The organism is Maricaulis maris (genome assembly GCF_003634045.1).
GTDB lineage: Bacteria > Pseudomonadota > Alphaproteobacteria > Caulobacterales > Maricaulaceae > Maricaulis > Maricaulis maris.
Map to the genome: position 1 here is coordinate 126809 of NZ_RBIM01000003.1, position 26733 is coordinate 153541.

Consider the following 26733-nt stretch of genomic DNA (forward strand, 5'->3'; position numbering starts at 1 on the left):
GCGTGAATCGCAAACAACGGCTTGGGCCTGCGCCGTTGCCGACCCGCGCCGCGATCCGCGTCATGTCAAGCAGGAAACAGGTCCGTCAGACGCCGCCGTCTGATCGAACAATCGCCCCGTTCAGCGCCCAGCGGTCGAGAATGACGTGTTTTGTCCGGCCCAGGAGACTGTGGACGAGTACGAATTCGGTGGCGGTCCAGGAGATCGGCGCGACGGGGTGCTCATCAATGAGGGCGTCGTCATAGAGCAAGGTGACGTGCGGCAGATAATCGCCCGCCTTGTCGCCGAGACCGGTGGCCATCATCGCCTGCCCGAGCATGCGCTGGAATTGCGTCACCGGCGTCTCGGCCTCGCTCGAGCGCAGCACGAAGGGCCGGTTTCCGGGGCGTCCGGAGAAGCTCCCCGCCCGGTCGAAATGCACACTGACGGGCGCCGCAGCGACGCGATCGCCCGCTCCACGCGCCTTGGCGACAAGATCACGCGGCAAGCCCTCGAAATCGCCCAGATGCGTCAGCGTGATGTGGAAGCGCTCCATGCCCAGCGGGCGGCCCGCCAGGCCATGCCGGGCGCGCAATTCTTCCGCCAGACCGCCAATATGCCCGGCGGTTCCGGCATCGGGAAACAGGGCAAAGAAGAGCCGGTCCGTCTTACGGACCGGTGCCAGCAAGCTCAGCTGATCGGACATGGAAACTCCCCCGGCCGGGCTTGCAAACGCGGCCTCACCTCAGATCACCTCAATGCCGGCGCCCGTCTCGACCCGACCGATCACGACGGCCTCGACATGACCGGCGTCATGGAAATGCGCCAGCACCGCCTCGGCGCTATCCGGCGCACAGCTGACCAGGAGGCCCCCCGAGGTTTGCGGGTCACACCACAACACCTCATCCATCGCGGCCCAGTCGGCCGGGGTTTGCACCGCGCCGCCGACCGCCGCCCAGTTCCGCCCCGAGGCGCCCGTCTTGACGCCGTCCGCCGCCAACGCCCGCGCCTCGGCAAAGACCGGAATTTTCGACCGCTCGACCACGGCGCGCACGCCGGCGCCGTCGCACATCTCGGACAGATGCCCCAGCAAGCCAAATCCCGTCACATCGGTCGCGGCATGCACCCCGCCCAGCACAGCCAGGCCGGCACCGGGCGTGTTGAGACGGGTCGTCGAGGCGACCATCGCGGCATAGCCCTCGTCTGACAGACGGTCCTGCTTCAACGCGGCCGAAAAGACGCCGATCCCGATCGGCTTGCCGAGGATCAGGACATCGCCCGGTTTCGCGCCAGCATTGGTCAACAAACGATCAGGATGCACCGTCCCCAGCGCCACCAGACCATAGATCGGCTCGGCAGCATCAATCGAGTGACCGCCGGCAATCGGCGCGCCCGCCGCCTCGGCGACCGAGCGGCCACCGGCGAGAATGGCGCGGATCATCTCGGCCGGCAGCTTGCCGACCGGCATGCCAACGAGGGCGAGGCAGAAGATCGGGGTGGCGCCCATGGCATAGACGTCGGACAGGGCATTGGTGGCCGCGATCTTCCCGAAGACCTCCGGATCATCGACAATCGGCGTGAAGAAATCGGTGGTGGCGACCAGCGCCGTCTCGTCATTGATACGCCAGACGGCGGCATCATCGCGGGTGGACGCGTCGACGATCAGCTCTTTCGGCAAGGGGAAGGCCGAGGGCGTACCGAGAATGTCGCTGAGCACCGCCGGATCGAGCTTGCAGCCGCAGCCGCCGCCATGGGCCAGTGAACTCAGGCGGATCGGTCCTGTGTCATCCATCATCGCGAACCTTCCATTATTGGCTAGTCTGGCCCGATGACCGGGATCGACACGCCGATGCAACGCATTGCCACCACTGATGACCTATCCGGGCGCGGATTGGAACGCTTTGATGCCATCATTGATGTGCGTTCGCCGTCGGAATTTGCCGAAGACCACCTGCCCGGTGCCATCAACCTGCCCGTCCTCAATGATGCCGAACGGGCCCAGGTCGGCACCCATTACACCCAGATCTCGGTCTTCGAAGCCCGCCGCATGGGCGCCGCCATCGCGGCCCGCAATATCTCACTTCACATCGCGACCGCCCTCGCTGAGAAGGACAAGAAATTCAAACCGCTGGTCTATTGCTGGCGCGGCGGCATGCGCTCGCAATCCATGGCGACCATTCTCGCGGCCGTGGGCTGGAAAACGACGCTGGTCGACGGCGGCTATAGGACCTGGCGGCGGCAGGTGGTGGCCGAGCTGGAGCGCGAGGCGCCGCTTCCTGTCGTGCTGATCGACGGCCAGACCGGCACGGCGAAAACCCGTCTCCTGCATGTTCTCGCAGCGCGCGGCGAACAGGTCATCGACCTGGAAGGCCTGGCCTGCCATCGCGGTTCGATCTTCGGTGATTTCTCCGACGAAGCCCAACCGGGGCAGAAGGCGTTTGAAAGCGCGCTCTGGTGCAACATCCGCGATCTGGACATGGATCGTCCGGTCTATGTCGAGGCGGAAAGCCGCCAGGTCGGCCAGCGCCGGGTACCGCAGCGCCTGTGGGCCGCGATGCAGGCCGCGCCGCGGCTTGAAATCCGCGCCCCGGTCGCGGAGCGCGCGCGCTATTTGATGACCGCCTATCCCGACCTTGCCGCCGACACGGACAAATTACTCGCGGCCATCGACGTCCTGCGCCGTTTCCATGCCCGCAGTGATATCGAGACCTGGCAGACCCTGGCCGAGACCGGTGACTTCCAGACCCTCGCCGCCGCCCTCGTCACCGCCCATTACGACCCGGCCTATGACCGGGCGCGCAACCGCGATGGCGCGACGAAGCGGCGATCAGTGCTGGAAACCGCGACCCTGGATGAGGCTGCGCTCGAGACATTGGCCGACCGGATCATCGCTGGCGGCTGAGCGCTATTCGCCCTGCCGCTCCTCATGCTCATCGAGCTTGGCCGGCGCGATCAGAAGGTCGATCAGCCCGGTGACATGGCCCAGTTCCTCGACGATCCTGGTGAAGCGTCCCGGCTGGGTCAGCGGCGTGGACATGGAGCCGATCTCGAACAGATTGCCGGTCTCGGCGGCGATCAATAATTCACCCTCGCCACTATACTGATCGAAAGCGGCGCGGACATTCTTGCCCTTCAGGCTGGTTTCCAGTGCCAAGAGGCGTTCCATGAAGGACGGCGTCAGCATATAGCGCGCAAGGACCTGGTCATTGCCATAGACCTCGAAGGCTTTTTCAAACACCGGATCAACAAGGCCGATGCGCTCAAGCTTGTTGCCGCCGAAGGATCGCCCGAACGCCTGGAGACCATTGAACCAGCCCTGATCGCGGGTGATGACGGTGATGCCCTCAACCTTGCGCGGGAAATTGATGCGGATGATGACGCCACGGAACACCGTGACGTAATAGGTCCGCTTGTTCGACCGGCGGCGCTGTTCCAGATGCGCCTCATAGAGTTCGAAATCGCAGCCGTCCTGCGTGCCGGAATAATGGTCTTCAAAAGCCTGCCGGGTCGAGGACGGCAACAGGCCGAAATCGCGCAGGCGGTCGAAGCGGGCCGGTGATTGCGGCTTGGGTCGGTAGACCAGCCCCAGCGCGCCCGCGATGGTGGAATTGAGCTCCAGCTTGATCCGCTTGGACATCTTGTGGAGCGCGTGGCTGCCGATCATGTAACCCAGGAAGGGGCCAATGATCAGGGCCATAATGATCGGCACAGCCTCGGCGCCCTGGTAAGCCAGCACAGTGGCGAAGGCGGCGCCCAGCGCCACCCCACCGGTCGTCCAGTACCAGCGCAGACGGACAAAACGGAGCCGATCCCCCTCCAGCCCGGACAGCCAGGGTTCGAGCTTGTCGTCCCAGAGTCTGCTGAACCGCGCGTCCATCACATCGCCTCGAGCCGGGCCAGGGCTTCGGCCATCTTGGCTTTCTGGCCGGCATAGTCGGTGAGCTTTTCGCGTTGTTCGGCGACGACGCTCTCCGGCGCATTGGCGACGAAGCGCTCATTGCCGAGCTTCTTTTCAAGACGGCCGATTTCACCGTCCAGCTTGGCGACCTCCTTGGCGAGGCGGTCTTTTTCGGCACCGAAATCGATGACGCCTTCCAGCGGCAGGGCCAGTGTGGTGGTGCCGAGCACGGTCTGGGCCGAAGCCGGTGGGACGGCGTCAGCCATCGACACTTCGGACAGGCGGGCCATGCGCTGGATCAGCGCGTCGTGGCGAGCCAGACGATCCGCCACTTCGGCGTCAGCACCAACGGCCACCAGCGGCAATTTTGCGCCGGCCGGGATATTCATCTCGGCACGCAGGCGGCGGATATCGGTGATCAGGTTGATCAGCCAGTCCATTTCCGCCGTGGCTTCGACATTCTGGAGACCGTCCAGCTGCGGCCAGTCGGCAATGATGAGCTGGGTGTCGCGCGTGCCAGTCTGCTGCCACAGCTCTTCAGTGACGAAGGGCATGAAGGGGTGGAGCATTTTCAGGGCCTGGTCGAGCACGAAAGCGGTCGTTGCCCGGGTCTCGGCCTTGGCAGCTTCATCCTCGCCATTGAAGAGCGGTTTGGCGAATTCCAAGTGCCAGTCGCAGAACACGTTCCAGACGAAACGGTAGGCGGCCGCCGCGGCGTCGTTGAAGCGATAGGTGTCTAGGCTGGCATTGATCGCCTCGACCGCCTGGGCGGCTTCCGACAGGATCCACTTGTTGACGGTCTGCGTGACCGATTTCGGATCATACCCGTCCCGCACGACGCACTCATTCATTTCGCAGAAGCGGGCCGCATTCCACAGCTTGGTGGAGAAATTGCGATAGCCTTCAACGCGTTCCTTGGACATGCGGATATCGCGGCCCTGCCCGGCTTGGGCGACCAGGGTAAAGCGCAAGGCATCGGCGCCGTATTCGTCGATCAGCTCCAGCGGGTCGATCACATTGCCCTTGGACTTGGACATTTTCTGCCCGTTCTCGTCGCGGACGAGGGCGTGGATATAGACGTCCTTGAAGGGCGCGACCTTCATGAAATGAAGGCCCTGCATCATCATCCGGGCAACCCAGAAGAAGATGATGTCGAAAGCGGTAATCAGGACCGAAGTCGGGTAATAGCGCTCAACCATCTCCGGCGTGTCATCCGGCCAGCCCAGCGTCGAGAAGGGCCAGAGCGCGGAGGAGAACCAGGTGTCGAGGACGTCTTCGTCCTGAGTCAGCTCAACGTCTTTTCCGAGCTTGGCACGCGCCTGTTCGGCAGCGGCTTCAGCGTTTTCAGCGACGAAGACATTGCCGTCCTCATCATACCAGGCCGGCACCCGATGCCCCCACCAGAGCTGGCGCGAGATGCACCAGGGCTGGATATTGCGCATCCATTCAAAATAGGTCTTTTCCCAGGTCTTGGGATGGAAGGTGGTGCGGCCATCCTCGACGGCGGCGATGGCGTCCTTGGCCAGCTCGCCGGCATTCACATACCATTGATCGGTCAGCCAGGGCTCGATGACGACGCCGGAGCGATCACCATAGGGCTGCTGGATCACCTTGTCCTCGACGGCGCGGAGCAGGCCCAGCTCTTCCATCTTGGCGACCAGTTTCTTGCGCGCCTCGAACCGGTCCACGCCGCGCCATTCGGCGGGAATGCGGTCGAGACCACCTGTGCCGTCATCCTCGGTCAGGAGGCGGGCTTCGCGGTCGAGAATATTGACCTTGGGCAGGTCGTGACGCTTGCCGACCTCGAAATCGTTAAAATCGTGCGCCGGAGTGATCTTGACGCAGCCCGTACCCTGCTCGGGATCGGCATGCTCGTCGGCGACGATCGGGATTTCCACGTCGGCGATGGGCAGTTTGATCATCTTGCCGATGAGGTGCCGGTAGCGCTCGTCGTCCGGATGGACGGCGACGGCGCTGTCACCGAGCACGGTTTCCGGGCGCGTCGTGGCAACCACCAGCTCGCCGGAACCATCGGCCAGCGGATAGGCGAAATGCCAGAAATGGCCTTGTGTCTCGCGGTTCTCGACTTCGAGATCGGAGATCGCGGTCTGGAAGTGCGGATCCCAGTTCACCAGGCGCTTGTCGCGATAGATCAGGCCCTGCTGGTGCAGCTCCACAAAGACCTTCAGGACCGCCTTGGACAGGCCCTCATCCAGGGTGAAGCGTTCGCGCGACCAGTCACAGGTCGCGCCGAGGCGGCGCAGCTGCTGCATGATGGCGCCGCCGCTTTCCTCTTTCCATTCCCAGACCCGCTTGATGAAAGCCTCGCGGCCCATATCGCGGCGCGAGATATTGCCTTCATCGGCCAGCTGGCGCTCGACGACCATCTGGGTGGCGATGCCGGCATGGTCGGTGCCCGGTTGCCACAGGACGGAACAGCCCAGCATGCGCTTATAGCGAACCAGCACGTCCTGCAGCGTATTGTTCAGCGCGTGACCGATATGCAGGCGACCGGTGACATTGGGCGGCGGAATGACGATCGAGAAGGCCTCGGCATTGTCGTCATTCTTTGGCTGGAAAGCCCCGCTGTCTTCCCAGGCCTGATAGATCCGGGTTTCAGCGTCGGTCGGGTTGAAAGTCTTTTCCATGAGGGTCCGCATGAGCTTGGGGCGCACGAGCGCGCGCGTTTGCCACCTTTATGGACATCTCTCCCGAATTGTCAGCCCGCAAACTGCGGATCGGTTCCGTCAGCAGACCGGCCAATACGTCGCTATTCGCTTTTCTGACCCAGTTCTTCCTTCACCTTCTCGGCCAGCTGGGTGAGCGTGAAGGGTTTGGGCAGGAAGGAGACATCCTGTTCCTGGGACAAGGTCTCGGAGAATTGCTCCGCGGCATAGCCGGAGATGAAGACGACGCGGGTGTCCTTGAGCAGGTCGCGGGCCTTCTTGAGCAGGCCCGGCCCGTCCAGTCCCGGCATGACGACATCGGAGATCATCAGGTCGAACCCCTCCTCCTCGTCTTCCAGGATTTCATAGGCTTCCTCGCCATCACAGGCCTCAACGACCTCATAGCCGCGCTTGACCAGGGTCTTGGCAGCGATCTGACGGACGGCGTCTTCGTCCTCGACCAAAAGGATGCGGCCACGACCGGAGAGATCGGACGGGGCTTTCTCGACCGTCTTGGCGACCTCGGCCTGTTCCAGCTCGACCGCCTCTTCCTCGGTCGGTTCGTGGCCGGGCAGGTAAATGGTGAAGGTGGTGCCGACGCCGACTTCACTGTCGGCAAACAGGAAGCCGCCCGACTGTTTGACGATGCCATAGACGGTGGCGAGGCCAAGTCCCGTGCCCTTGCCCGCCTCCTTGGTGGTGAAGAAGGGTTCGAAAATCTTCTCCATCGTCGCCTTGTCCATGCCGTGACCTTCATCGGTCACCGCAATCGCCAACCAGTCACCCTCACGCGGATTGGGAGCGCCGGCATTGCGTACGGTGTCGGCATCGACGCGCATCGTCTTGACGACCAGGGAGCCACCGCCATTGTCACGCATGGCGTCGCGGGCATTGGCGGCGAGGTTGATGATGGCGGTCTCGAGCTGGCCCTTGTCGGCCTTGATCAATGGCAGCTCCCGGCCGTGCTTGATGTCCAGCCGCACCGTCTCCTCGACGATCTGGCGCAACAGGACTGCGACATCGGACAGGAGGTCGCCGATATCCAGTGTTTCCATGCGGAAGGTCTGCTTGCGGGAAAAGGCCAGCAGCTTGCGGACCAGGCCGGCCGCGCGGGCAACTGTCTGGTTGATCGATTGCAGCTCGGAATAATCCGGATCACCGACCGGGTGACGGTTGAGCAGTTCGTCGCAATTGAGCCGGACAGCCGTCAGCAGATTGTTGAAATCATGGGCCACACCACCGGCGAGCTGACCAACCGCCTGCATCTTGTTGGCTTGGCTGAATTGGCGTTCCAGCTCTTTCCAGGCGGTGACGTCGATGACATAGGCAACACGCTTGCCGCCGCGCGCCGGCGCGAAAGCAAGGTGGACATAAATCGAGCGGTCCTCGCGGTCGAGGCGCGCCTCGGCCGGGTCGCTGCTGCCCGCCATCGCCGCAGCAAAGGCATCAGTGGGTGAGCGACCATCCTCCCAGTTGAACAGGTCACAGAATTTGATCCCCGGCAGCGCCTTGCCACCGGAGAGCTGGACCAGGGCGGGATTCACATCCTCGATCATCGCGGTTTCCGGATCGGCACCATCGAGGCGCACCACGCCGAAGGGGGCGTTGCCGAACATGTCGTCCAGTGTCCGGCCCGCCGCCGGGCGCGCTTCGGCATCACCGGACGCCATCGCCTGCGCCACCCCCGGAGGTGCCCCCGTGATTGACAGGCCGTACATGACCGCACGGCCGGTACCGGGATCACCCGGCGCCCACTCCACGGCGATCGCGACCGGACTCTCAATCCCGTCACGCGCCTTCAGACGGGCATCGATGCGGGCAATGCCCTCGCCGCCACGCGATTGCAGGACACGGCGGGCGCCATCGCCGGTCAGCATGTCCTTGAGTGGCGGGAAGGCTTCGCCTTCCGAAAGGCCCAGCCAGTCGCGCAGCGTGGCATTGCCCATCGGCACATCGCCATTCGGCCGCAGCGAAAACAGGGCTACCGGGGAATGCTGTGACCAGTCCGACAGTGCGGTCGACGCCCCGCTCTCGCGCTCACCCGTCGGCATCAGCCGCCACAGGATCAGCCCGCCGTCCTGCGGCGCCGCCTCCAGATGGAAGCGCTGCACACCGTGTTCGCCCAGGTCGAGCGGCGGCAGGAGTTCGCAGGCCCCCTCGCCGCGCGCGGCCGCCCGTGCCAGCCGGTAAACCGTGCCGTCGCCGCCCCCGGACCCGGCCCACAACCGGTCAACGGTGGGCAGTCCGAAACTCTGCCCGAAACCACCCGCCTTGCGCGCCAGTTCACGATAGGCGGCATTGGCCCAGCGCGCGGCGCCGCGTTGGTCGGAAATCAGCACCGGGTCGGGAAAGCCGTCCATCGCCGCAAAGCCGAGATCGGTCGTGCTCGGCGCCTGGTTGCGGGCCACCTGTCGGCGCATGGTCTGCCCCGCGGCCTCGCCGGCGGCGATCGCAAACAGGATCAGGACCGCGATCACGGCCAAGCCGAACAGATAGACCAAGCCATGCCCGCCATCCTGGCCGGCACCGATCAGCGCGACCGCCGCCGCGGCCACCGCAATCACCCCACACACCCAGAAGGCAACCCGTCCGGCCGGTTTCGACCAGAAGGATTTGCGCTCGATATTGGCATCGACTTGCGGGGTGGGCGGGGACGTGTCGGCCATGCGGCTCTCCGGCGCGAATCAGGACTGCAAAGGGGAAGTCTACTCGCTCGGGCGATAACGCGCGCGTTGTCCCTGGGCGATAGACAGGACATAGCCGACAACCTTGGCCACGGCCTGGAAGTGTTCGGTGGGAATTTCCTCATCGAGATCGGCGGTGGCGTGCAGCGCTCGGGCCAGCGGCGGGTCTTCGACAATGGGAACCGCGTTTTCCTCGGCGACCTCGCGAATGCGCAACGCGACCTCGTCAACACCCTTGGCGACACAGACCGGCGCCGGCGTCTCGCCCTGCACATAATAAAGCGCGATGGCGTAGTGGGTCGGGTTGGTCACCACGACCGTGGCGTCGGGCACCTTGGTCATCATGCGCCGCTGGGCGCGCTCATGGCGCAGCTGACGAAGCTTGGCGCGAACCAGCGGATCGCCTTCGGACTGCTTCATCTCGTCCTTGATCTCGCGCCGCGACATCCGGTTGCGCTTCATGAAGCTCTGGCGCTGGAAGATATAATCGAGCCCGGCGATCACGGCGTAGACCGTCAGGGCTGCGAGCAGCAGCTCGATCGCGCCCTGGCGCACCAGCACCAGCAGCGCAGAGATATCCAGCGTCGGCATGCCGGCCAGGATTTCACGCTTGGGATAGATGACGATGAAGGCGGCCACACCGACCAACGCCATCTTGCCGACGCCCTTGAGAAAATTGGCGACGCCCTGCGGTCCGAAATTGCGCTTGAATCCCTCGATGGGATTGAGTTTGTCGAGTTTGGGCTGGATCTTCTCGGTCGTGAACAACAGGCCCTGTTGCACATAGTGACCGGCAAAGCCGGCGACGGCGAGCAAGGCAATCGGAAAGCCGACCACGGCGACGACCTGCCAAGCGACGCTCCGCATCAGCGTCATCATCGCGCCCGGCTCCAGCGCGAAGCGGTGGGGTTGTTCGAAGAAGACTTCCATATTCCCGGCCAGCGCCCGCGACATCAGCGGAAAGATGAAGCTCAACAAGGCCAGGCCCGCCGCCAGGATGAACCAGCCGGGAATTTCCTGCGACTTGGCGACATCGCCCTTTTTGCGCGCGTCATCCAGCCGCCGCTGGGTCGGTTCTTCGGTTTTCTGGCTGTCGTCTTCGCCTTCGGCCATCTGCGCTCAGCCCTTCAGTTCATGTCCGTGGCGAAGCGCTGCATGCGCTCCAGCCAGACCGCACTCATCGCGCCGAGCGAGATGGTGAGGATGAACAGGCCGACCATGATATTCGAAGGCATGGCGATAAAGAAGATCTGCGCTTGCGGCATCAGACGCGAAAGCACACCCAGGGCGAGATAGAAGAGCAAGCCATAGAGGATCAGCGGCGAGGCCAGCTGAACCCCGATGCGGAAGGCATCGGAGAAGGCCGACAATGCCCATTCGGCCGCGTCGGCCATTGACGGCATGACGCCCGGCTCGAACAGGGAGTAGGAGTTCACCGCCATTTGCAAAAGCATGTGATGCGTATTGGTCGCCAACAGAACGAGCAGGAAGGTCAGGTTCAGGAAGGTCGCGATCAAGGCCCCTTGCGAGCCCTGGGACGGGTCGAAGGACTGGGCCATGGCGAGACCGGACTGCATGCCGATCACCTGTCCGGCGACAGCTGCCGTCGACACGAATATCCGCGCCACGGCCCCAATCATCAGGCCGGTGATGACCTCGCTCATCACGATCCCGGCCATCGCCAGCGGCTGCGCCGGCATGGCCGGCAGCGAGGGCGCAATGATCGGTCCCATGATCAGACACAGGAGAAGCGCGAAGGCGAGCCGGATGCGGACGGGAATCGAGGGTTCGCCAAAACCCGGCAGCAGCATCAGGATCGCGCCAAGGCGGGCAAAGACCAGTCCGGCCGCATAAACCAGCGCGGGAAGCTCCGGGATCATGGATTGGCGATCCGGTCGAATATCATCGTCATGAAGCCGGCCATCAGCCCCCCCATCAGGGGCAAAAAGAGCAGCAGGGCAATGAAGATGGCGATGATCTTTGGGACGAAGACCAGCGTCATCTCCTGCACCTGGGTCAGGGCCTGAAACAGGGCGATGGTCACGCCGACAGCCAGGCCGACCAACATGATCGGCGCCGCCATGGCGAGCATCAGCCAGATGGCCTCTCTTGCAAAATCAAGGACTTCAGGTCCGGTCACGGGTCTCGCCTCTGCACGTGCGGGGAGAATCGGTCTTACGGTTAATTATATTTACGCATGCCCTTGCGGCGTTAAGAAATAGTCAATTCTTGTAAACGGGGACACCCAATATGCGCATCCAAGCCCTGCTCGCCAGCGCGAGCGCCTTCGCCCTGCTGGCCGCCTGCACGCCTGCCGACGAAGCCGAAACCACGACCGCGGCCGGCTCCAGCCAGGTCGAGAACACCAGCACCGATACGACCGCAGCGAGCGAGCAGAGTGAAACCGAGCGCTTGTATGCCTGGTTCCAGCAAGAGTTCGAAAGCGAAATCGAGTTCTCGCCGATCGGCAAAACTTATCTCGGGATGATTGATGATCTCGATGCCTATGGCCGTTGGGACGATCCCAGCGAGGCGGCTTTCCGAGCCGGCCTGCAACGCTCGGCCGACCGGCAACGCTACATGCGCGAGAATTTCGACTATGACGCCCTGACGCCGGAAGCTCAGGTCACCTGGCGTTTCTCCGAATTCATCCACGAGAACAATGCCCAGCAGTCCGAATTCTGGGACCACAACTATGTGTTCTCGTCCTTCTTCGGACCGCATACCGGCCTGGCTTCGACGCTGATCGGCTATCACCGGATCGACAATCTCGAGCATGCCGAGGCCTATCTCAGTCGTCTGGAAACAGTGGGCGATGTGCTCAATGTCTACACGCAGCAGGCCGATGACCGGGCGCAGGCGGGGGTGATCGCTCCGGCTTTCGCCTATCCCATCATCATCGGAGCGGCCGAGCGCTTCATCACCGGCGCCCCGTTCGACGATAGCGGCGAGGATTCGCCGCTCTGGGGCGATATCCAGACCAAGCTGGCCGGGATCGACATTGACGACGACACCCGCCAAGCCCTGCTCGACCGCGCCGAAACGGCCCTGCTGACCAGCGTCGGACCGGCCTATGATCATCTGATTGCGACAATGCAGGCCCATGGCGAATTGGCCGGCGAAGCCAATAACGGCGCCTGGGCCCTGCCGGACGGCGAGGCCTTTTATCGCAGCCAGCTGATGAACTACACCACCCGCACGGACATGACGGCGGACCAGATCCACCAGACCGGTCTGGACGAGGTCGAACGCATCCATGGCGAGATGCGCCAGATCATGGAGACGGTCGGTTTTGAAGGCTCGCTGCAGGACTTCTTCGAGCACCTGCGTACCAGCGACGAATTCTACTACGAAGACTCCGATGAGGGCCGCCAGCGCTACCTGTCCGAGTCCGCCGCGATGATCGATCAGATCAGCGAAGCCGCGCCGGAATTTTTCGGTCAGCTGCCCCGGGCAGAGCTCGAGGTCCGCGCGGTCGAGGACTACCGCATCACAACCGCGACCGGCGCCTTCTATGAATCCGGTTCGCTCGATGGAACTCGACCGGGCGCCTATTACGTCAATCTCGCCAATATGCGCGAAAATCCGACTTATTTGATGGAATCCCTCGCCTATCACGAAGGCGCACCGGGTCACCATTTCCAGTCCTCGCTGGCCCAGGAACTCGAGAACGCGCCGATGTTCCAGCGCCTGCAATGGTATTCCGCCTATGGCGAAGGCTGGGCGCTCTATGCCGAAAACCTCGGCAAGGACATGGGCTTCTTCACCGACCCCTATCAGGATTTTGGACGCCTCTCCTATGAGGTCTTCCGGGCGGCGCGCCTGGTCGTCGATACCGGCATCCACCACCTGCAATGGACCGAGCAGGAGGCGGCCGACTACATGCTGGCGACCACGCCGATGCCGGAAGGCGATATCGCCAATGAGGTCCGCCGCTACATGGTCTGGCCCGGTCAGGCGGTGTCCTACAAGGTCGGCATGCTCACCATTCTCGATCTGCGCCAGCGCGCCATGGACCAGCTGGGCGATGATTTCAGCTATGGCGAATTCCACGATATCGTGCTGACCAATGGCTCGATCCCGCTGACCTTGCTCGAGGAGCTGGTCGACGCCTGGATCGCCCACAAACTGGCCGAGTAGGCGCGCCTGACGCGCTTGTGGTTTGACAGGCCGGGCAGACGGCGGGCTATTCTGCCGCCGGCTCGTTTCATCAGCCGCCGCACCAAACTTGGTGCGGCGGCTGGATTGCTTTTGACGAGGGTCCGTCTGGTCTGGGAGAGAGACCGGGCGCACTCGGGGAGATCAACATGACCAAGCTTTCAACCTGGCTTGCCAGCGCATCCATGGCGGCCCTGATCGCCGCCTGCTCGCCGCAGGAACCCGGTAGCGACACTGTGGCGGGCGAGACCGCTGCGCCCGCGACAACCAGCGCGACCACCACAGCCGCAACCGAGCAGACCGAGAGCGAACGCCTCTACGCCTGGTATGCCGAGCTGTTCGAAGCCGATCTCGCCCGTTCGCCGCAACAACAAACGGGCCTTGGCCGGATTGACGACCTCGACGCCTACGGCCGCTGGGATGATGTCAGCGATGCCGCGGCAGACGCTGCTCAGCAACGCCGGATCGAGCGTCTCGCCCACATGCGCGAGACCTTCGACTTTGACGCGCTGGACCGCGACGCCCGTGTCTCCTGGCGGGTCTTTGAATACCTGCAGGAAACCGGCATCCGCCAATATGAATTCCGTGATCAGACCTATGTCTTCACCCAGATGTTCGGGCCGCATACCGGCATGCCGTCGACCCTGATCGGCCAACACCGGGTCGACACCGCCGATCATGCCGAGGCCTATATCTCGCGTCTCAACGGGATCGGACCGGTCTTCGACCTCCTCATCGCACGCGCCGACGGGCGCGCCGAGGCCGGCGTCATGCCGCCGCGCTTCGCCTTCGACTATCTGACCGGCAATACCCGGGCCGTGATCACCGGTGCGCCGTTTGACGACAGTGACGCCGTCTCTCCCCTGCTGGCCGATTTCACCGCCAAGGTGAATGCGCTGGAGATTGATGATGAAGCCAGGGCCGACCTGATCGCCCGCGGCACAGCCGCCCTGACCGATGTCGTCGGTCCGGCCTATGAGCGTCTGATCGCCATGTTCGAGCGCCACGAACAGATGACAGATGACCGTGACGGCGCTTGGAAACTGCCGCGCGGCGAAGCTTATTACGAAAGCCAGCTCGCCGCCTTCACAACTTTGCCCGACCTGTCACCGCAGGAAGTGCATGATACCGGCCTGGCCGAGATCGAGCGCATCCATGGCGAGATGCGCGGCATCATGGATGAGGTCGGCTTCGAGGGTTCCTTACAGGACTTCTTCGAATTCATGCGCACCGACGAGCAATTCTACTACCCGTCCACCGATGAAGGCCGCGCGCGCTACATCGCTGAAGTTTCAGACGTGTTCGACCGCGTTCGCGACGTGATCCCGGACTATTTCGACACCTTGCCGCAAGGCGAGATGGTGGTGCGTGAAGTCGAGCCCTATCGCGCCGCCGGATCGCCGACCGCCTTCTACAATACCGGCGCGCTCGATGGTTCGCGGCCCGGCATCTATTATGCCAACACCCTGAACATGCGGAACCTGCCGATCTACCAAATGGAGACACTGGCCTATCACGAAGGCATTCCCGGCCACCATTTCCAGCTGACCCTGGCGCAGGAACAGGAAGGCACGCCGATGTTCCAGCGCTTCCTGTACCTGTCCGCCTTCGGGGAAGGCTGGGCGCTCTATGCCGAAAGCCTGGGCAAGGATATGGGGATGTTCACCGACCCCTACCAGGATTTCGGCCGCCTCGCCTACGAGCTCTGGCGCGCCGGCCGGCTGGTCGTCGATACCGGCATCCATGCCCTGCAATGGAGCCGCCAGGACGCCATCGACTATCTCACCGAGAACACCTCCTTCACCGAGGAGGAGATCACCCGCGAGGTGGAGCGCTATATCGTCTGGCCGGGACAGGCGACCTCCTACAAGACCGGCCAGATGCGGATCCGGCAATTGCGCGACTTCGCCCAGGCCGAACTGGGCGACGCCTTTGACTATGGCGAATTCCATGATGTCGTGCTGACCAACGGATCGCTGCCACTCGCCGTGCTGACCGAGCTGGTCAATGATTATGTCGATGATAACCGGGCCGAAACGGCCGAATAGAACTCAAGAGGGGTAATACAATGCGCATGTTCCACCTGGCCGCCGGCGTCTCCGCCCTGGCCCTGCTGACCGCCTGCAACGCGACCGAGGACGAGGCTGTCGTCGAGACGCCTGCCGAGACCGGCGCAGCCACCGAAATGGCCGGTGAAGACGCCGCCACCGAGGTCGCGGAAACCGCTGGCGAAGAGACCGAGTCCGACCGCCTCAATGCCTGGTTCCAGGAAGTCTTCGATCGCAATGTCGCGCGCTCGCCGATGACCCAGACCTTCCTCGGCATGAAGACGAATTACGACCAATGGTCCGACGCCTCGCCCGAATTCGCCCTGGAAAGCTATGAGATCGGCCAGGCCGACCTGGCCCATATGCGCGAAACCTTCGACTTCGACGCGCTCGACGATAGCGCGCAACTGTCCTGGCGCCTGTTTGAATACAATGGCGAACGCGCCGCCGAAGGCCAGCGCTGGCTCGATCACGGCTACACCTTCACGCCGCGGTCCGGGCCGCACATGAATGCGGCCTCCTTCCTGATCAACAATCACCGCGTCGACACGGTCGAGGATGCGCAGGCCTATATCGGTCGCCTGCGTAATCTGCCGACCTATATGGACCAGAACATCGCCAATTCGCGCCGCTCGGCCGAACTCGGTGTGCTGACGCCGCTGTGGACCTATGAGCCGATGATCGCGACGGCCCGCAACATCATCACCGGCGCGCCGTTTGATGACGGCGATGCCAGCCCGATCCTCGCCGACTTCACCGGCAAGGTCGAAGCGCTGGGACTGGACGAGGCCGAGCAGGCCCGCCTGGTCAGTGAAGCCGAAGCCGCCCTCACCGAGGCTGTCGCGCCCGCCTATGAGCGCGTCATCGCCCTGTTCGAGGAACAGGCACAAATGGCCACCAATGATGACGGCGTGTGGAAGCATCCCGATGGCGGCGAGTTCTACAACTACCTGCTCAATGGCTATACGACGATGGATCTCTCGGCCGAAGAGATCCACCAGCTCGGCGTCGCCGAGGTGGCCCGCATTCATGACGAGATGCGCGGCATCATGGAACAGGTCGGCTATGAGGGTTCGCTGCAGGAATTCTTCGAATTCATGCGCACCGACGAGCAGTTCTACTACCCCAATACGGATGAGGGCCGGGCCGATTATCTCGCCGACGCGACCGCGTTGATCGACACGATGACCGAGACGCTGCCGCAAATGTTCAACACCTTCCCGCGCGCCGAATTGGAGGTTCGCCGTGTTGAAATTTTCCGTCAGGACAGCGCCGGAAAGGCCTTCTACCAGCGTCCGGCGCCGAATGGCTCACGCCCCGGCGTCTACTATGCCAACCTGCGCGACATGTCGCTGATGCCGACCTATCAGATGGAAGCCCTCGCCTATCATGAAGGCAGCCCGGGCCATCACATGCAGCTGGCGATCATGCAGGAGCTGGAAGGCGTGCCGGCCTTCCGCCGCTTTGGTGGCTACACCGCCTACACCGAGGGCTGGGGTCTCTACACCGAATACCTGCCGGTCGAATACGGCTTCTATTCCGACCCCTATTCCGACTTCGGTCGCCTTGCGATGGAGCTGTGGCGCGCCTGTCGCCTGGTCGTCGATACCGGCCTGCACTATCACCAATGGACGCGCCAAGAGGCGATCGACTATCTCACCGAAAACACGCCCAACCCGGTCGGCGACAATATTGCGGCCATCGACCGCTATATCGTCTATCCGGGCCAAGCCACGGCCTACAAGATCGGCATGCTGGAAATCCTGCGCCTGCGCGGTGTCGCCGAAGAGGCGCTGGGCGAAGCCTATGACATCCGCGACTTCCACGATGTGGTGCTGACCCAGGGCGCCATGCCAATGTCGGTGCTGGAAGAACGGGTGAATGCCTGGATCGAGGACGCGCAGGACTGACGCGAAACCTGATCTGACGGGACAAGGCCCCTGGCGCACAGCCGGGGGCCTTTTTCATGTGTTGCAATCACATGCCCTTTCGCTCCGCACGCTTTCACGCCGGAGAGATGGGAGGAGAACGGGATGTCGGCCAATGCCGATAACCGGTTTGATTTGAAAACGTGACATCGCCGACATCCCGTTCGCGGAGATTTCTCGGACCGTCTCCGGACCGATTCCAATGCGTCTGGTAGATGGGGTCGGTCGTTTAGTGCCCCGCGACCTGATCGCACGCCCTGCCGGAGTTTCGGGTTGTCACCCCCGAGACGCGGACAGGCTCCGCTCGCTTCCGGGCGCAAGTGACAGGGCCCGCGCCTCCCGTCCCGAAAACCGAGGGTATTATCGGGCATGGCCGAGGGGGTGCGGATAAGTTTTGTGATTATTTCCACCCCACACACCGTCATCCCGGCGCACGCCGGGACCCAGTCTGCGACGCAAGCTGTTGCCAAACTTGGTGAAATCGGGCCTGCGAGGCTGGGTCCTGACTTTCGTCAGGATGACGGTTTTTGAGGCGCAGGGCGGGGATAAGCGGCGCGTTTCTCCGCCTTGCCTCCACAGCCCCCGCAAATCCAAACACATTTTTCCCGGCCGGAGCCCCGCAAAAGCGGGGCGGAGAGCCGGGACCGACGAAACCCTCCGGCAAGCGATGCGGTTCCCGTCAATCCCGGATGGCGCTGTGCGCCTCCGGGAAAAATATAGGGTGGTGCGACCTTGCCCCCCAACGCCCCACCCAGACACGAAAAAGCCCCGGCCTGGACCGGGGCTTTTCAGCATTGCGACAAGGCCTTGCCGTCAGATCGGCATGCGCAGGATTTCCTGGTAGGCCTTCACCACCTCATCGCGCACGGCGACGACGGTTTCCAGCGATATTTCGGCCGCCGAAACGGCGGTGACGACATCGATCAGCTCGGCTTCGCCGGCGGCACCGGCGGCCGTCATCTGCTCGGCCGCGCCCAGCGACTGGCTGGTGTCCGCGATGGCGGTTGAGACCAGTGAGCCAAAATCAATGCCGGCGCCGGACGCAGCAGCGTCCTGGCCCGACCCCATCGCCGATTGCTGGGCGGTGCGGATTGCGGCCTGATAGGCCTGTACGGCGGAAAGATCAGCGGCCATGGACTTTGTCCTTCATCCTGGTTCTGGCGTGCGCGTGTGCTGTTCTAGCGGCGCAGGAGATCAAGCGCCCGCTCCTGCATGCGGCGGGCGTTCTCGATCATGTTGAGATTGGCTTCGTACGTCCGCATCGCTTCGCGCATATCCATCATCTCCACCAGCGTCTGCACGTTGGAGTATTGGACATAGCCTTCGGCATTGGCGGCCGGGTGACCGGGATCATATTCCAGCGTGAATTCACTCTGGTCATGCGCCACATCGGTCATGCGCACGGCATTGAGGCCGGTGGCACGGTCAAGTTCAGCCTCGAACACGGGTACCTGGCGACGATAGGGGTCGCCACCCGGCTCGCGGGCGGTGGAATCGGCGTTGGCGATATTCTCCGAGATGATCCGCATCCGGGCGGCTTGCGCCCGCATGCCGAAAGCGGAAATCTGCATCGCGTCTGAGGCATTACCCATCGGTCACTCCTATCGGCCCGGCGCACGGATTGCCGTGCGCAGCAAGCCAAGGCTTTTCTGGTAAAGGGTCAGCGCGCTCTCATAGCGCATCCGGTTTTCCTGGGCCCGGACCATCTGTTCTTCGAGTACGACCGAATTCCCGTTCACTGTCGTTTCGGAGTCCGGACTGTCGACCGGCTCCCAGTTTTCCGAGGCACCCGCGCCCGTGCTCGAGGCCGGGATGTGGCCGGCATTCGTCGTGGTCAGCCCGACGGCTCCACGCGGCGCCGACGAACCGCCGCTCATCTGCGAGCGCAGCGCCGCATGAAAGTCGGACTCGTCCAGGTCCCGCGGCGTGTAGCCCGGCGTATTCGCGTTCGCGATGTTTTCCGCGATCACCTGTTGGCGATCCGCGTGAAAACTCATCGATTGTCGAAGCAGCGCCAGGACCGGCACGTCATCGGGTCGCATGCGCGAATCCCCTTTCTCGGTTATGAATGAAGGTGGTCGCGCACGGTTAACGCCGACTTAACCGCAGCACCCCAGACCATGGTTATTGTTTATGAGGCCGCGCCGCGATGTCCGATATCGTCAACTGGACCAGCTACCTGTTCGCGATCGCCATTCTGGTGGTCCTGCTGGGTGGCCTCGGCCTGTTCGGCTATGCCGTCCAGAAGGGTTGGCTGTTGCAGCAGATGACCGGCTTGCGCCAATTGGGCGGTCAGGTCCGACGCCTGAAAGTCCGTGAAACCCTGGTCATCGACCCGCGCCGGCGACTTGTCATCCTCCAGGCCGACGATCAGGAGCATATCGTGTTGATGGGGGCGGAACGGGAAACGGTGTTGTCGACCGGCCCCGCCAAGCCGGAACCTCTCAAGATGGAGCGGCCCGCATGAGTGCCCGCAAAGGCTTCTGGACCTGCCTCAGCCTGTTCCTGCTCGGCCTGATCACGCTGGCCGGTTTCCAGGCCGACGCCCAGACCGTCACCATCGACGCGGGGCAGGAAGGCGCTCTGACCGAACGCGTGCTGCAGCTCATTGCCTTGCTGACCGTCCTGTCGATCGCGCCCTCCATCGTCATCATGACGACCAGTTTTGTGCGCATCATCGTGGTGCTGTCGCTGCTGCGGACCGGACTCGGCCTGCAACAAAGCCCGCCCAATGCCGTTCTGGTGTCACTGGCCATCTTCCTGACCGGCTTCATCATGGCGCCGGTGTTCACCGAGTCCTACGAACAAGGCATCCAGCCGCTGCTGGAGGAAGAGATCGAGCTGACCGAGGCCTTCGACCTGTCGACCGGGCCCTTGAAGACTTTCATGCTCAGCCATGTCCGCGAGGACGATCTCGCCCTCTTCATCGACATGTCGCAACAGTCCGTGCCCGAAACACCGGAAGAGACCGATTTCTGGATCGTCGCACCGGCCTTCATGATCTCCGAACTGCGCCGCGCCTTCGAGATCGGCTTCCTGCTCTTCATCCCCTTCCTGATCATCGACCTCGTCGTGGCCTCGATCCTGATGTCGATGGGCATGATGATGCTGCCCCCTATCGTGATCTCCCTGCCCTTCAAGCTGATCTTTTTCGTGCTTGTGGACGGCTGGCGACTGGTGACCGGATCGCTGGTGCAGAGTTTCGGGACGTTGAATTGACCGCTTGCCATCAGTCGTCTCAACTTGTTGTTGAGCAACGAAGATCAAGCGCACCATGCTAGTTCACAACGCGCCGAGATTGATCGCGCTGGTCATCCTGATCGGACAATTGCTTTATACGGGTTACTGGTGGGGTGCGGAACTCCTGATACGGACGACCAGCGCCAGTCATGCCTGGTTCTCACCCGAAATGATCCAGTTCGTTCAATCCGTCGGGATTGTTCAGCAAGTTTCGTTCTACACGGCCGTTTTGTTGACGCTCGGAACTTTGGTTTTGCTGATCCGGCGCAACCGGCAATACCTGCCAACATATGCCGTGGCGGTAGTGCTTTACAAAATAGACTGGATCGTTGCCGGACTGGATGGCTTCAGCTTCATAGATGTGAATGGATTGATATCCTTGATCTTTGAAGCTATTTGCCTGCTCCAGCTGATCTACCTGTTTTGGCACGATCGACCTGCCGTATCGCGGGATTGACCTAGCTCGGCCCGCCACCATTCACGAAACGCGCCCGGAAGGGTTCCATGAAGGCGTCCAGCGTGTCGATCGAGGCGATGCGGGACGCCATGTCGGTGAAGCGGACATTGCCCGGCGTGGCATCGTCATTGGTCAAAAGGCGGAAGGCGGCGGCGTGGTCGGTCTCGGCCATGGCTTCGCCATAACGCTCGCCGAGACGGACGGCGCTGGTGGCGTCGCGCGCCAGGCTGTAGGCGATGGCGGCCCGCAGGAGATCGTCTTCCTCGGTCGGCACCAGCGGGCTGGGATCATTGAAACGCGTATCCAGAATGCCTTCCAGACGCCGACCGGCATTGCCCCAGTCGCGCTCGTTCCATGCCACATCGGCGCGGAGCCGGTTGGCGGCGTCGGACCGGTCGGACGCGATCAGCTCAAGCGCTTGATCCGATCGCCCCAGCTCAGACAGGGCACGAGCCTCAAGAAGATAGCGCTCATCGACCAGCTCTTCGGGAAGGCCGGCAATGCGCGAACGCCGGATCGTGTTGAGGGCGTCCTCATAGCGACGGTCCATCAGGTAGACGATGGCGAGATCCGTCGCGACACGGGCGCGGGCCAGCGGTTCACGCAGGCGATTGTCGACCTGGTGCTGCAGGAGTTCCGATGCCGGATCGAGCAGGTCAAATGCAATCAAGCGGTCGGCCAGGCGACGGATCATGCGGTCGCCATCCGCACCGATCGGCGCCAGGTGCTGGTATTGATAGAAGATCGCGACCGCTTCGACCGGGTCCATGCGATCCGCCTCGCCGTCCAGGAAAAGACGGCGGAAGATCGACACCATGTCCTCACCGATCCGGCGACCGGCCTCGGTGCCCGGGAAGCGGGCCTGGGCCGTCGCCATGGTTTCCAGTCCGCCGGCGAAATCACCCGCCTGGACATAAAGTTCACCCAACGTGCGGACGGTTTCCAGCTCGATCGTGTCGCCGCGCCAACGAAAGCGCAGGTTTTCCAGGCTCTCAATGGCTTCGTCGCGGCTGAGCCGACCGTCGGCCAGCTGCAGGCGGTAAAGGTCAAACAGGGCGCGGGCCTCAGCCTCGGGGTCACCCGAGGCCGCCAGATCGGTCAACCGCTCGATGGCGTCATCAAGATCACCGCGGGCCTCGGACAGGCGGGCGGCGACATAATTGGCATCGAGCTGGGTATGTCGGTCCGGCTCGCCGGACTCCACATCATAGAGATGGCTCTGGGCCGCCGCCGTGTCGCCCAGCTCGAGCGCCGTCAACGCCTGGGCCACATTGAACCGCGCCTGCCATTCCGGCTGGTAGTAATAGATTGTCGAGGCGCCCGTGTTGAAACGCCGGCGGGCATCCGCCCAGCGCTCCTCCTCGACCGCGATCATGGCGCGCCACAGATCGGCAGCCACGTCCTGGGCCAGGCCGGCATGGGCGAGGAAGGTCTCGGCATCGTCGAGCCGGTGCATCCGGTAGCTGGCAACGCCTTGCAGGGCGCGGACATGCGGATCATTGACGAGCTCGGGTTCGGCATCCAGTGCCAGCTCGACCATGCCGAGCGCTTCCGGCGCCAGATCGCGTGCCAACAGGAAACGGGCCAGGGCAAGCTGCCCGTCCGTGCCGTCTTCCAGGGCCGCTCGGCGCAGGCGCGCCGACCACTCGTCGGGAAAGGTGCCGGCGCCGCGCCAGGCGTCGAAATACATCAGCGCCGGCGAGGAAATATTGGACAGGACGGAACCGTCGGCGGCATTGCGGCCTGCGGTCGCTGTCGGCGTCAGGTCGAGCCCGCTGGGCCGGCTGATGGCGACACCGGCGCCGATCAACTCGATCTCGATATCCTCGGCAATGGCTTGCACGGCACCGCCCTGGGCGCTTGGCAGCAAGGCCCCGCCAACAAAGTCCCGGCGCGCGGTCAGGCCCTGGACGGGCCCCATCGCCGTGATCACACCAATGCGGTCACCGACAACAGGATCATCAACCCAGCGGATCGCATTCGCACTGGCCATGTCCATCAGTATCCGGCCCGGCCGGTCGCGACGGGCATCGCGGCGGACGATGATCGGGCGGGGTGGCGAGGCGATGCGTTCTGAGAGGACGACTGTCCAGCGATTGCCGTCCAGACGGGCCTCGGCCTGGGAGGTCGATGGAGCGATTATGCGAGCGGCAACAAAGTCTTGGCTATTGATACCGGTATGACCGCTGACATGGCGACCATTGGTGCCGTCGAGTTCGCGGAGGTCGAGTTGGGCGGCGGTGTCGAAGACGACCCAAATGGCGTCTCCGCGGCGGAATACGGCCATGCCGAGGGGCGCTGCCCAGTCGAACTCGATGCGCAGGTCACCATTGAAATCAGACACTTCCGCTCGAACAACGCCGCCCTCGGGCACCGGATCGGCGCCGGGCTCCGGGTTTTGCAACCGCGTCGGACCGGTCGGCGCTGCGTCCGTGATATTGGTGTTTTCCGCTTGATTGTCAGCGACTTGCACAGGCGCGGGCGTGGACGGCGTGCGCGTCGGTGCGGCGACGGTGCCTTCGTCGCTATCTTGGGGGGCATCTTGGTCGGCATCTTCGTCGGCGGTGGCGCGATTGGTGGCCGCGGCATCCGACGCGTCGCCGAGTTCGGCCAGCAGGGTCGCCGCATCGACATAGGCGGGATCGGGCAGATCGATCACGACCCGGCCATCCTCACCCCAGGCGCGGACCTGGACACCCGGCTCGACCACCAGGCCGAGCACGAATTCATCGCCTTCACGGCGCGTCGTGAGCCGGTTGAGAAAACGCGGCGGCGAACCGGAGACGCGGCTGAGATCGATCTCCGCCGGCGCGTCGAAACGAACCTCGGCGCTGTTGCCAGTCTGGCTCAGCTGGAACCCGACCTCGCGCGGCCACATGAGTTCAATGCGGGTATATTCGGTCGCCTGCCCGACCCGGTGACGGACCGGCAGGGCCTCGGCGGGCGGTGGCGGCGGTGGCGGCAGGGCGGCGCGTTCGGCGGCCAGCCGGGCCTCTTCGACCTCGCGGGCTTCGCGCGGCGACACGATAGCGTCCGGACGACGGCCACCGACCGGCACGAAATCAATCGCGATCTGGTCGTAACTGGCGGAGGTATAGGCATCGACCGTCTGGTTGAGGGCAATCCGCAGGGTTGCCCCGTCCGGATCAAGCCGGGCCCGGGCCGCCAGGCCGGACAAATCCCCGACCAAGCGCGACACATCGGCATCAAGCGGTTCACTGAGACGGGCAATCAGGACGGTATGTTCAACGCTGATATCGGCGGTCGGGAGATTGTCGCCAACGCTGTCCTCATAGTCGATCACAAGGCGCAGGGCATTATCGCCGCGCTCGACACTCAGCGTGGCCGGCGTCTGCGCCAGCGCGGTCGAGGCCAGGAGAAGCGGAACAAGGCTCCCGGCCAGACAGCCAATATGTCTAGCCGCCTTCGGCAATCCGCGCCTCCAGCTCGGCAACGGTTTCCGGCAGGTTGGACCGGCTCGCCATGCGCTCGGTCAGCGCGGCAGCCGCGCCCGTATTCATCTCGGCCAGGATGGCCCCGAAGACCCGTTGCGACATGCGCGAGGCGATCTGCAGCTGGGTTTCCATGTCGAGGGTCGCGATCCGCTCGGAGGCGTCACGCGGTTCCATCGCCGAATACCAGGCCACGATGACCGCCATGTCCTCGTCCTCGCGCTCGGAGAGTTCGCCGGCCAGGCTTTCGACCTGGGTGCGCAGCTCGTTGAGCTCGGTGATCTTGGTGTCGACGCGCTGTTCCATGGCCAGCATCAGCGCTTCACGGGTTTCCAGCTCACGTTCGCGCGCATCAAGCTCGGTCGAGCGCTCGCGCAGACGGTAGATGACGCGCTCTTCCTCGGCAGTGCGGACACCGCTGGCGATGCGCTCGGCGAAGGCGGCAGAGACGTCGGACGCGCTCGGTGTCGGCTCGATCGGCGCCTGCACGGCATGTTCGGCCGGCATGATCGGCGCGTCGGCCTGGGTCTCGTCTTCGTCCTCGGCCCCGCGGGTCACGGCGACGGCCGCCATGGCACTGCCCTGGGCTTCCCACCAATCGGCGGCGCCATTGGCGATCGACAGGGTTTTCAGGCCCAGCAGACCGCCCATCAGGACGGCGAGCACGGTGAGAAAGCGAAGGGGCTCGCGCATGGCGCTACCTCACATCCTTGAGATCATTGATGACGCGCGAACCGGCACCATCGGGGAAAATATCGGCAGCGCGGCGACGCGGCGTGCGGCGCTGGGCGAGGCTGTCGGCCTTGCGATCGGCATTGCCGGTCACCAGACGCAGCTCGTCGGCCAGGGTCCGCGCTTCACCGACGCGCTTTTCGAGCACTTCGGCGGACTGGGCCGTGGCGCGCTCGAGCGCACCGAGGCTGGCCCGCGCCCGATCGGTTGCCTCATTGAGGGCGATCACGGATTCGCGCACCCCGTCCTGGCCCTTCTTCAAGGCGTTCAGGCGGCGATCCACGCGCCAGCACATGACCACGGCCACCACCAGCAGGGCGGCAACAAGACCTTCGAAAATCAGGGCAGCGAGCGTCATGCAAACCTCATCATTGCTTTTTTCGCACCCGGCGAGAGCGGTCCGCTCAGTCGCAGGGCAACATTATGTCCGATACGGCCCATGCGGCCGCGTGTCAGGGGAACCTGGCCGCAACGCAGCTCAACATCACTGGTCGGCGATGCATCGAGATAGAGCGTGTCACCGACTTTCAAATTGGCCACCGTGCCCAGCGAGACGCGTTGCTCGTCGAGCACGGCCTGGACCTCCATCTTGGTCGACCAGAGTTCGGTCGCCAGGTGGCCTTCCCAGATATTATCACGTCCGAACTTTTCCCCCATGAACTGCTGGAGCAGCATTTTCCGGATTGGCTCCAGAGTCGCATAGGGCAGCAAGAGCTCGATTCGACCGCCGCGGTCTTCCATGTCGATCCGCAGCTTGACCAGGATGGCCGCATTGGCCGGACGGGCGATGGCCGCAAAGCGCGGATTGGTCTCGACGCGCTCGAGGTCGAAATCGACATCGGTCAGCGGCTGGAAAGCCTGCTTCGCATCGCCAAGGACGACCTCGATCATGCGCTGCACCAGCATGCGCTCGATCGTCGTATAGGGGCGCCCCTCGATCCGCATCGCGGACGTGCCGCGGCGACCGCCGAGCAGAACGTCGACGATGGAGTAGATCAGGTTGGAATCGACCGTCAGCAGGCCGTAATTGTCGAGCTGCTGGGCACGAAAGACAGCGAGGATGGCCGGCAGCGGGATCGAATTCAGGTAATCGCCGAAGCGGATCGACGAGATATTGTCGAGCGAGACCTCGACATTGTCCGAGGTGAAATTGCGCAGCGAGGTCGTCATCAGTCGCACAAGGCGGTCGAAGACGATCTCCAGCATGGGCAGGCGTTCATAGGAGACCAGGGCGGAATTGATGATGGCGCGGATACCGGACTTGTCCGCAGCGTCGTCATCAGAAAGCGAGAAGCCCAGCAGGCTGTCGATCTCATCCTGGTTGAGGATGCGCTCGGCGCCACCGCCGACCGTCGGCAGGTCCTGCTCGTCATCCTCGGCACCGACCATGGCCTCCCATTCGGACGCCAGGTCGAGGTCGTCTCCGTCCTCGGCCATGGCCTCCCATTCGGCCGCCAGTGCATCTTGGTCCATATCGTCAGACATGCGTGT

At 63.5% G+C, this 26733-nt stretch carries 22 protein-coding genes; 7 read left to right on the forward strand and 15 right to left on the reverse strand.

Features of this window, described 5'->3' with window-relative positions; translation table 11 throughout:
- Positions 1-85: 85 nt before the first annotated feature.
- Both C7435_RS06610 and selD read right to left on the reverse strand, forming a co-directional pair.
- Positions 86-685 carry a 2'-5' RNA ligase family protein gene (locus tag C7435_RS06610; RefSeq protein ID WP_121210516.1) on the reverse strand — a complete coding sequence of 200 codons (600 nt, stop codon included), beginning with the start codon at positions 683-685 and terminating at the stop codon, positions 86-88.
- 39 nt (positions 686-724) lie between these two features.
- Entirely contained in the window at positions 725-1774 is a 1050-nt protein-coding gene (gene selD, locus C7435_RS06615) for a selenide, water dikinase SelD (RefSeq protein WP_121210517.1), read from the reverse strand.
- A 33-nt stretch (positions 1775-1807) separates the two neighbouring features.
- Here selD and mnmH point away from each other — a divergent pair, with 33 nt between their 5' ends.
- The gene (gene mnmH / locus C7435_RS06620; protein WP_233350698.1) at positions 1808-2881 is read left to right on the forward strand and encodes a tRNA 2-selenouridine(34) synthase MnmH; all 1074 of its coding nucleotides are present in this window, start codon (positions 1808-1810) and stop codon (positions 2879-2881) included.
- A 3-nt stretch (positions 2882-2884) separates the two neighbouring features.
- On the opposite strand, the gene C7435_RS06625 is transcribed toward mnmH, so the two are convergent.
- The 6 genes from C7435_RS06625 to fliQ all read right to left on the reverse strand — a co-directional run bounded on the left by C7435_RS06625 (position 2885) and on the right by fliQ (position 11367).
- On the reverse strand, positions 2885-3856 hold the full coding sequence (locus C7435_RS06625) for a DUF3137 domain-containing protein (protein ID WP_121210518.1): 972 nt from the start codon (positions 3854-3856) through the stop codon (positions 2885-2887).
- On the reverse strand, positions 3856-6537 hold the full coding sequence (locus C7435_RS06630) for a valine--tRNA ligase (protein WP_121210885.1): 2682 nt from the start codon (positions 6535-6537) through the stop codon (positions 3856-3858). Before C7435_RS06630 ends, C7435_RS06625 begins: the two co-directional genes overlap by 1 nt.
- Before the next feature lie 110 nt (positions 6538-6647).
- Positions 6648-9209 carry a hybrid sensor histidine kinase/response regulator gene (locus tag C7435_RS06635; protein WP_121210519.1) on the reverse strand — a complete coding sequence of 854 codons (2562 nt, stop codon included), beginning with the start codon at positions 9207-9209 and terminating at the stop codon, positions 6648-6650.
- Positions 9210-9248: 39 nt separating this feature from the next.
- On the reverse strand, positions 9249-10340 hold the full coding sequence (gene flhB, locus C7435_RS06640; RefSeq protein WP_121210520.1) for a flagellar biosynthesis protein FlhB: 1092 nt from the start codon (positions 10338-10340) through the stop codon (positions 9249-9251).
- A 14-nt stretch (positions 10341-10354) separates the two neighbouring features.
- Positions 10355-11107, reverse strand: a complete 753-nt coding sequence (gene fliR / locus C7435_RS06645; protein ID WP_075190496.1) for a flagellar biosynthetic protein FliR — start codon at positions 11105-11107, stop codon at positions 10355-10357.
- On the reverse strand, positions 11104-11367 hold the full coding sequence (gene fliQ / locus C7435_RS06650) for a flagellar biosynthesis protein FliQ (RefSeq protein WP_075190495.1): 264 nt from the start codon (positions 11365-11367) through the stop codon (positions 11104-11106). Before fliQ ends, fliR begins: the two co-directional genes overlap by 4 nt.
- Positions 11368-11477: 110 nt before the next feature.
- On the opposite strand from fliQ, the gene C7435_RS06655 reads away from it, so the two are divergent.
- The 3 genes from C7435_RS06655 to C7435_RS06665 all read left to right on the forward strand — a co-directional run bounded on the left by C7435_RS06655 (position 11478) and on the right by C7435_RS06665 (position 17343).
- Entirely contained in the window at positions 11478-13367 is a 1890-nt protein-coding gene (locus C7435_RS06655; RefSeq protein WP_075190494.1) for a DUF885 domain-containing protein, read from the forward strand.
- A gap of 167 nt (positions 13368-13534) precedes the next feature.
- The gene (locus C7435_RS06660; protein WP_121210521.1) at positions 13535-15433 is read left to right on the forward strand and encodes a DUF885 domain-containing protein; all 1899 of its coding nucleotides are present in this window, start codon (positions 13535-13537) and stop codon (positions 15431-15433) included.
- Between the two features lie 20 nt (positions 15434-15453).
- A complete protein-coding gene (locus C7435_RS06665) occupies positions 15454-17343 on the forward strand; it encodes a DUF885 domain-containing protein (RefSeq protein WP_121210522.1) in 1890 nt (629 codons plus the stop codon).
- A gap of 831 nt (positions 17344-18174) precedes the next feature.
- On the opposite strand, the gene fliE is transcribed toward C7435_RS06665, so the two are convergent.
- The 3 genes from fliE to flgB are packed head-to-tail and all read right to left on the reverse strand — an operon-like array spanning position 18175 to position 19403.
- Complete coding sequence (gene fliE / locus C7435_RS06670; protein WP_075190491.1) at positions 18175-18495, reverse strand: flagellar hook-basal body complex protein FliE; 321 nt, start codon at positions 18493-18495, stop codon at positions 18175-18177.
- 44 nt (positions 18496-18539) lie between these two features.
- Positions 18540-18953, reverse strand: coding sequence for a flagellar basal body rod protein FlgC (gene flgC, locus C7435_RS06675; protein WP_075190490.1), 414 nt, complete (start codon positions 18951-18953; stop codon positions 18540-18542).
- Positions 18954-18962: 9 nt separating this feature from the next.
- Entirely contained in the window at positions 18963-19403 is a 441-nt protein-coding gene (gene flgB, locus C7435_RS06680) for a flagellar basal body rod protein FlgB (protein WP_075190489.1), read from the reverse strand.
- Between the two features lie 107 nt (positions 19404-19510).
- Here flgB and C7435_RS06685 point away from each other — a divergent pair, with 107 nt between their 5' ends.
- Genes C7435_RS06685 through C7435_RS06695 form a run of 3 tightly spaced genes read left to right on the forward strand, consistent with a single transcriptional unit; the run spans position 19511 to position 21058 of the window.
- On the forward strand, positions 19511-19828 hold the full coding sequence (locus tag C7435_RS06685; RefSeq protein WP_075190488.1) for a flagellar biosynthetic protein FliO: 318 nt from the start codon (positions 19511-19513) through the stop codon (positions 19826-19828).
- Positions 19825-20580 carry a flagellar type III secretion system pore protein FliP gene (gene fliP / locus C7435_RS06690; protein ID WP_121210523.1) on the forward strand — a complete coding sequence of 252 codons (756 nt, stop codon included), beginning with the start codon at positions 19825-19827 and terminating at the stop codon, positions 20578-20580. The genes C7435_RS06685 and fliP overlap by 4 nt, the downstream gene beginning before the upstream one ends.
- A 55-nt stretch (positions 20581-20635) precedes the next feature.
- On the forward strand, positions 20636-21058 hold the full coding sequence (locus C7435_RS06695) for a hypothetical protein (RefSeq protein ID WP_075190486.1): 423 nt from the start codon (positions 20636-20638) through the stop codon (positions 21056-21058).
- A 1-nt stretch (position 21059) separates the two neighbouring features.
- Here C7435_RS06695 and C7435_RS06700 read toward each other — a convergent pair whose 3' ends face one another.
- Genes C7435_RS06700 through fliM form a run of 4 tightly spaced genes read right to left on the reverse strand, consistent with a single transcriptional unit; the run spans position 21060 to position 26727 of the window.
- Entirely contained in the window at positions 21060-24491 is a 3432-nt protein-coding gene (locus tag C7435_RS06700; protein ID WP_121210524.1) for a tetratricopeptide repeat protein, read from the reverse strand.
- Positions 24475-25203 carry a MotE family protein gene (locus tag C7435_RS06705; RefSeq protein WP_075190484.1) on the reverse strand — a complete coding sequence of 243 codons (729 nt, stop codon included), beginning with the start codon at positions 25201-25203 and terminating at the stop codon, positions 24475-24477. Before C7435_RS06705 ends, C7435_RS06700 begins: the two co-directional genes overlap by 17 nt.
- Positions 25204-25207: 4 nt before the next feature.
- A complete protein-coding gene (locus C7435_RS06710; RefSeq protein ID WP_075190483.1) occupies positions 25208-25600 on the reverse strand; it encodes a DUF6468 domain-containing protein in 393 nt (130 codons plus the stop codon).
- Entirely contained in the window at positions 25597-26727 is a 1131-nt protein-coding gene (gene fliM, locus C7435_RS06715; RefSeq protein WP_075190482.1) for a flagellar motor switch protein FliM, read from the reverse strand. Before fliM ends, C7435_RS06710 begins: the two co-directional genes overlap by 4 nt.
- Positions 26728-26733 lie beyond the last annotated feature (6 nt).